The 6,586-nt window shown below is 64.4% G+C and carries 6 protein-coding genes; 3 read left to right on the top strand and 3 right to left on the bottom strand.

Annotated elements, in window-relative coordinates:
• Positions 1-256: 256 nt before the first annotated feature.
• The gene (locus JF66_RS15770; RefSeq protein ID WP_035879525.1) at positions 257-667 is read left to right on the top strand and encodes a DUF4383 domain-containing protein; all 411 of its coding nucleotides are present in this window, start codon (positions 257-259) and stop codon (positions 665-667) included.
• Between the two features lie 32 nt (positions 668-699).
• Positions 700-1,257, top strand: a complete 558-nt coding sequence (locus JF66_RS15765) for a hypothetical protein (protein WP_051973630.1) — start codon at positions 700-702, stop codon at positions 1,255-1,257.
• A gap of 79 nt (positions 1,258-1,336) precedes the next feature.
• Here JF66_RS15765 and JF66_RS15760 read toward each other — a convergent pair whose 3' ends face one another.
• Positions 1,337-2,653 (bottom strand): ATP-dependent RecD-like DNA helicase, encoded by a 1,317-nt coding sequence (locus tag JF66_RS15760; RefSeq protein ID WP_035879523.1) that lies wholly within the window; start codon positions 2,651-2,653, stop codon positions 1,337-1,339.
• A 218-nt stretch (positions 2,654-2,871) separates the two neighbouring features.
• Here JF66_RS15760 and JF66_RS15755 point away from each other — a divergent pair, with 218 nt between their 5' ends.
• Complete coding sequence (locus JF66_RS15755; RefSeq protein WP_035879522.1) at positions 2,872-3,915, top strand: hypothetical protein; 1,044 nt, start codon at positions 2,872-2,874, stop codon at positions 3,913-3,915.
• 38 nt (positions 3,916-3,953) lie between these two features.
• Here JF66_RS15755 and JF66_RS15750 read toward each other — a convergent pair whose 3' ends face one another.
• Together JF66_RS15750 and JF66_RS15745 are read right to left on the bottom strand one after the other, a co-directional pair.
• Positions 3,954-5,927, bottom strand: coding sequence for a cytochrome c oxidase assembly protein (locus JF66_RS15750; RefSeq protein ID WP_035879521.1), 1,974 nt, complete (start codon positions 5,925-5,927; stop codon positions 3,954-3,956).
• 137 nt (positions 5,928-6,064) lie between these two features.
• The gene (locus JF66_RS15745; RefSeq protein ID WP_035835256.1) at positions 6,065-6,352 is read right to left on the bottom strand and encodes an HU family DNA-binding protein; all 288 of its coding nucleotides are present in this window, start codon (positions 6,350-6,352) and stop codon (positions 6,065-6,067) included.
• Between the last annotated feature and the right edge of the window lie 234 nt (positions 6,353-6,586).

Raw genomic sequence — 6,586 nt, 5'->3', positions numbered from 1 at the left:
CCGGATAGCCGCCACGCCAGACGTTCAATGCCCAGCACAAATCTGCAGGCCCACCTACGGCCAGTGAAGATCTGAGCGGACTCGCGGAGAGAACACAGCACCTATACCTGTTGCAGCCGTGCCAAAAGCGATATAATTCGCGCTGACGGAGCCCCGGCCGAAAACTGCTCCCTGTGATACCAATCCGAGTCGACTGGATCTCCGAATAGATAGACAAGACACGGGCTCGCCGTGGAATCTCTAGGAGGCAATCGACATGACTCAATCACCCAACCGCCTGATCGCGACCATTTTCGGCGCGGTCTACCTTCTCGTTGGCCTGCTCGGCTTCGCGTACACGGGCGGTGTGGCCTTTGTCGCAACGTCCGGAGGCCTGATCCTCGGAGTGTTCGAGGTCAACCCCCTGCACAACGTCGCCCACCTGCTGATCGGTGCCGCCCTGCTCATCGCAGGCCTCTCCACCGTCTCCGCGGCCAAGGCCACCAACACGACGATCGGCGCGGTCTACCTCCTGCTCGGCATTGTCGGGTTCTTCCTCGTGGGCACGAGCCTCAATATCCTCGCGCTGAACACGGCCGACCACTTCCTGCACCTCGCCAGCGCGATCGTGCTGCTCGGAGTCGGACTGGGCGCAGACAAGTCCGTGCAGAAGACCGCAACGGCCTAGTCTCGATCGCTTCCACCGGAAAGGAGCCTCTGATGGCCCCGGCAACACGTCTATGGCTTGCCTTCTCTGCCGTCGGTGCGGGACTGATCCACCTCGCCGTCGGGGCGGGGGCTCCTTTCCCCCTATCGGCGCTCCTGGTCGTGTTCGGCATCGCCGAGCTCGGCTGGGGCGTCGCCACCCTCTACGCCGGCCGTCTCGTTCTCACCCGGGTCACCCTGGGAGCGGCGCTGGTTCCCGTCGCGGTCTGGGCCGCGACGGCAACCCTCGGCAGCGGTCTCGGCGTCGCTGCGGCATCCATCGGCCTTCCGCTTTTCCCGATGTTTGTGGCCTCGTTGTTCAACGTCTTCCTGGCCATCTCGCTCGCCGTCATTGCCCGGAAGGTGGCGAGCGGAAAGCCCGTCCTGGCTTCCGTTGCGCAGCCCGCCGGGTGGAAGTTCATGACGGCTCTCATTCTCGGCGGTGTCATCTTCTCAGGGCTGACGACACCGGCTCTGGCAGCGACGAACGCCGGACTCCACGCCACTCCACACGGGTCGCACTCAATTCCAGCGCTGGAGTTTCTCGATGGCGGTGGCCACCAGGATCACTAGTGCCACGAGCATCATGAGACCACAGGGGTCATGAGGCTCGCCACATGCGCGCTCTCCCTCGGGGAGCGCGCATGTCGCGTTAAGCGTCCGGCGTTGCCGGCAGGAGGCCCGGTGCCTCCGACGGTGGAATGTTCATGAACCGCTGCACATTCTCGTCCACGATGATGTCGCTCGGTCGCAGCGGCCGGGTGAGATACAGCCCGTCAAGACTCGTCAGCCGACTGAGCGCCACGTAGGTCTGTCCGGGGCTGAACACACGTGCACCGAGGTCCACCACCGCCCGCTCATAGGTCGCGCCCTGGGACTTGTGAATGGTCACGGCCCAGGCCAACCGCAGCGGAAACTGGGTGAACTCCGCGACGACGTCCTTTTTGATCTTCTTGGTGGCTGCGTTGTAGGTGTACTTGTACTTCTCCCACACCGCCGGTTCCACCTCGTGGGTGTGCCCGTCGACCTCCACGAACACCGTCGAGTCCACCTTGGTGACGGTGCCGATCGTGCCGTTCACCCATCGCGGCCCGCCGTCGAGCGGAGAGTCGTTACGCAGGAACATGACCTGCGCACCCACCTTGAGCTCGAGCACCTCGTCTGCCGGGAACGTTCTGCCGCCGAAATCACCCGTCACGTCCGCCTTCGCCGTGAGCGACTTACCAGAAAGGCGTTTGAGGGCGGATGCGTTGATCCGGTTCACGGAATCATTGCGCGTCGCCAGCGTAATCACGCCGTCGGTCGGCGGGGTCCGAGCCCCGGCGGCGTTGAGTGCGCCGCCGATCGCCGGCGTCACCTGCCCGTGCCGCACGGCATTGAGCATCAGCTTGAAGTCTGAGTCACTCTGCCGGTGGATCTCCGTGAGCTCGACGATGCGCAACTCGGCATCGCGCCAAATCTTCGCATCAAAGAACCACATCGATCGATAGTGGTCGGCGAAGTACGCACGTTCCTCCGGACCGCCGGGTACGGGAGCCAGCTGGTACGGGTCACCGAAGAGCACAATCTGCACCCCGCCGAAGGTGTCGTGCGGGCGCTGGCGTGCCTGCCGCAAGCTGCGGTCGATCGCATCCATCAGGTCGGCGTTGACCATGGACACCTCGTCGATCACGAGGGTGTCGATGGTGTTGAGTAGTTTGCGAACCTGGTCATTCTGGTCGATCGGGCTGTCGGCGATCACGCCGATGGGCAGGCGGAACAGGGAGTGGATGGTCTGCCCGCCCACGTTGAGCGCCGCCACCCCGGTGGGGGCGGCGATGACGATCTGCTTGCTGGTGTTCCACGACAGGTGGTTCAGGAGTGTGGACTTGCCCGTTCCTGCCCGACCGGTCACGAAGATGTTCTGGCGGGTTCCCTCGATGGCCGCGAAGACGGCGGCCTGTTCACGGGACAGTGGGATCTCAGACACTCAGTACTTTCGATAGCGCAGGACTTTCGGTCGGGCCGCGCGCGGCTCGCTCAATCCACTGTAATGGCCCGGCACGCGCTCACTGACTGCGCGAGCAGTTGGATCGAGAATTCGTCGATCACACGGCTATCAACTGCGCGTCGACGGGGCATGACGATACCTTCCTCTGGATTTCTGCCGTGAGTGTAGAGCGGGCGGCTCGCCCGTAGGATATTGGAGTGAGAGTAGTCGACCGAAAGCACCGCACCGCGGTCGTGCGTGCCTCGATCGCCGTGGCCGTCGTCGCCGCCCTGCTCGTCAGTGCCCTCTTCGCCACCGTCGGTTCCCTCAATAAAGAGGTGTACAGCGCCAGCGGGTTTGTGCGCCAGTACCTCGACGCTCTGGCCCGCACCGATACCGCGGGAGCCCTCGCTCTCGATGGGGTGGTCGCCACGAACGCTCAGCTAGAGGCTGCCGGACTCGCAACGGATGTGCCGAACACGTTGCTGCGGGCATCCGTTCTGGGAGAAATCACCGACATCACGCTCGTGAGCGACGTGGAAGAATCACCGGGGCTGCACACCGTGGTCTACGACTTCGCCCTCGACGGCCAGGCCTCCACGATGCAGTTTGCCGTGCAGAGCGCGGGTCGGTTCGCTGGAGTATTCGACAGCTGGCGCTTCGCCATCAGCCCCCTCGCCCAGCTCGCGGTGACCGTGGAGCACGAGTCGACGTTTTCGGTGAATGGCCTCACCCTCGACACCCGCGCGCACGCTGCCGCCGACGCGCCACCCTCCTTCTCTAACACCGCCACCTACCTGGCCTTCGCGCCGGCCCGTTACACCTTCAGCCACACGTCCGCACTGCTCGCGGCCGCTCCGGTGCCGATCCCCGTGACCGCGCCCGGGCTGGCCGCGGTCTCGGTCGATGCCGTACCCAACGAGGCCTTCATCGCCCAGGTGCAGGGTGAACTCAACGACTTCCTCGACGTCTGCGCCACGCAGACCGTGCTGCAGCCCACAAACTGCCCGTTCGGGATCACGATCGACAACCGGGTTCTGAAGGCGCCTATCTGGTCCATGGCGGATTATCCGGCCGTGTCGTTGACCGCGGGCGACGACCGCTTCGAGATGCCCGGAACGCTCGGGCAGGCCCACATCGAAGTTCAGGTGCAGTCGCTCTTCGACGGCAGCATCGAAACCCGCGACGAGAACGTTCCGTTCACCATGGGCCTGAGCGTCGCAATCCAGCCGAGCGGAGCGCTGGCTATCCAGCTGCACTAGTCGGCTCGACTGACCGGCGCGTTCGGCCGTGCTGACCGCTACCGGTCGCGGGCTGCCATTTTGGCGAGCTTGGCGTTGTATTCGAGCCGTTCCGCATCGTTGGTGCGGTCCGCTTGACGGTCGAGGCGCTTGGACACCTTGGCGTCATCTCGGCTCCATTGCACGGCCACCACGATCGCCAGGGCGATCGTGGGTAGCTCGCCCACGCCCCACGCCACACCGCCACCCATCTGCTGGTCGGCGATCGCACTCAGCCCCCAGGTACGACCCATGGCGCCGTACCAGTCCGCGAGGAGCAGGCTCGTGCCCATCATCAGCGCCACCCCGAAGAAGGCGTGGAAGACCATGGTGCCGATCAGCAGCAGCAACCGGAACGGGTACGCAAGGCGGTATGGAACGGGATCGATCCCGATGAGGGACTGCACGAAGAGATACCCCGTGATGAGAAAATGCACGATCATCCACTGGTGACCGATATGGTCCGTAGTGGCCCAGCTGAAGATCGGCGTGTAGTAGAACACCCAGAGCGACCCGGCGAAGAGACCGGCCGCGACCAGGGGGTTGGCAACGATGCCGGCAAACTTCGAGTGCACCGCGATGAGAATCCACTCCCGCCCGCCTCGACTGCCGTCCTGGCGCTTGCGGATGGCGCGTGCCGCCAGCGTCACCGGGGCACCGGGAACCAGCAGCACCGGCACGAGCATGGTGAGCATCATGTGCATGAGCATGTGCGCCGAAAACAGGTAGTCGACGTAAACGTTGAGCCCGCCGCTCGTGAGGTAGAACAGGATCACGAGACCGCTGACCCAGAGCACGGAACGATAGATGGGCCACTTGTCGCCGCGGCGGTGCAGACGCCAGACCCCCGCGAGGTAGAAGAAGATGCCGAAGGCGCAGAACAACAACCAGGCCAGATCCACGTTCCACTCGGTGAAGTACCGCGCGAAGGTGAGCTCCGGCGGCAGCGGCTCCCCAGTGAGGATCTGCGCCGGGGTCGACGTAGGAATATCCGTTGCCAGGACCTGGGCAACCGGCGTCGCGGTGCGGGCGAGCGCCGCCGCCACTCCCGATGCGAGGCCCATGAAGCCGAGCTCGGCCACGACCAACCACCAGAACCATCGACGGCCAGACTCGGCGGCTTTCATTCGGCCGATGAAGAACCGGCGGTGCAGAATGCCGAAGCAGCCCAACACGATCAGGGCCGCCACCTTCACCACTACGAGAAGGCCGTAGGGGGTGAACAGGTTTTCCCAGGTGCCCACGCGGAGTTCGGCACTCACGTAACCGGATGCCGCGACCACGACGAAGGACAGGAGGGCGAGGGCCGAATATCGGCCCAGCACGTCGTTCAGCCTGTCCTTGCCAAGATGGTTGCGCAGCAGCACGATAGTGAGCAGCCCACCGAGCCAGATCGCCGCGAATACGAGGTGCAGGCCGAGAGCGGTGATGGCCGCATTGTGTCCGGAAGCCCCGGCGGAGTGCCCTTGCTGGGCCATCGGCAACAGGGAGAGCAGGGCGATGCCGAAGACGAACACGAGCGCCGTCTGATTGCGCACGGCGAAACACAGCACGGTGACGAGCGCTGCGATCAGGGTGGTGGCGAGCCAGGCCTGGCCGAGCTCGATCTGGCTGAAGAATTGTCCGACCGTGGCGCTGAAACGATCGTTCAGGCTCACGGTCGCGTTCGTGACTAACAGGAACGTCAAGAACCCCGTCACCGCGGACGCGACAGCGAAGAAGGCAGCGGATGCTGCGGCGAAGTCGAGGGCGAAGGAGAACTCGCGCTCCCGCGGGCTCAGCGCGAAGATCGCGAGCATGAGGGCACCGATCGCGCCGGCCGCACTGACGTTCACCAGCATCTTGGCGACCGGCAGCCCCCAGCGCACGACCGGGCCCGGGTCGGCGAGCAGCTGGGCAGCCGCTCCCCCACCGGCATTGAGGGCGACCAGGGTGGACAGGAACGCGACCAGCAGCAGAACTGAGGGGCCGAGAACGCGGACAAGACGAGGCACGAGCCAATCTTAACCGTGCCGCCTGTGACGCGTCCGCAGGTGCGCCCAACTACGCACCGCTGGCCCACATCTGGGCACAAAAAAGGGCACCGACCGTGAGGTCGCCGCCCTTTTCCGCTTATGAAGGGTACTGAAAGCTACTTGGCGGCAGCCTTGAGCTTGCTTCCGGCGGTCAGCTTGACGCGGTGGCCGGCAGCGATGGCGATTTCTTCACCGGTCTGCGGGTTGCGGCCGGTGCGAGCGGCGGTTGCGGTGCGCTCGACGCCCAACCATCCCGGGATGGTGACCTTGCCGTCAGCGGCAACGGTCTCGGCGAGGGTTGCAAAGAAAGCGTTCAGAACGCCGTCAACGGCAGCCTGGCTCTGTCCGGAGTCAGCGGCAACCTTGGCAACGAGCTCGGTCTTGTTCAGCGACTTGTCAGCCATTGAGTGTCCTCCTCGGACCTTCGTCTGTAAAAACAGCGATATTCGTAATGCGGATGCTCCCCAGGAGAGAAGCCCCGCTGGTCGGATCGACCGAGTTGAAATCTAGCATTGATCCGCCAAGATCCCCGGATTTACGGCGTTTTTCGGCCATTTCAGGGCAGTTTCACCCGCTGGAGCACCCGTTTTCCGCTTTCCGCGAAACGCAGAGGACCGCGAGGGTTAAAACAAAGCGGG

It is taken from the genome of Cryobacterium sp. MLB-32, from assembly GCF_000738085.1.
Classification (GTDB): domain Bacteria; phylum Actinomycetota; class Actinomycetes; order Actinomycetales; family Microbacteriaceae; genus Cryobacterium.
The sequence above is the reverse complement of the archived record's forward strand: the minus strand, read 5'-3'. Positions and strand labels throughout refer to the sequence as shown.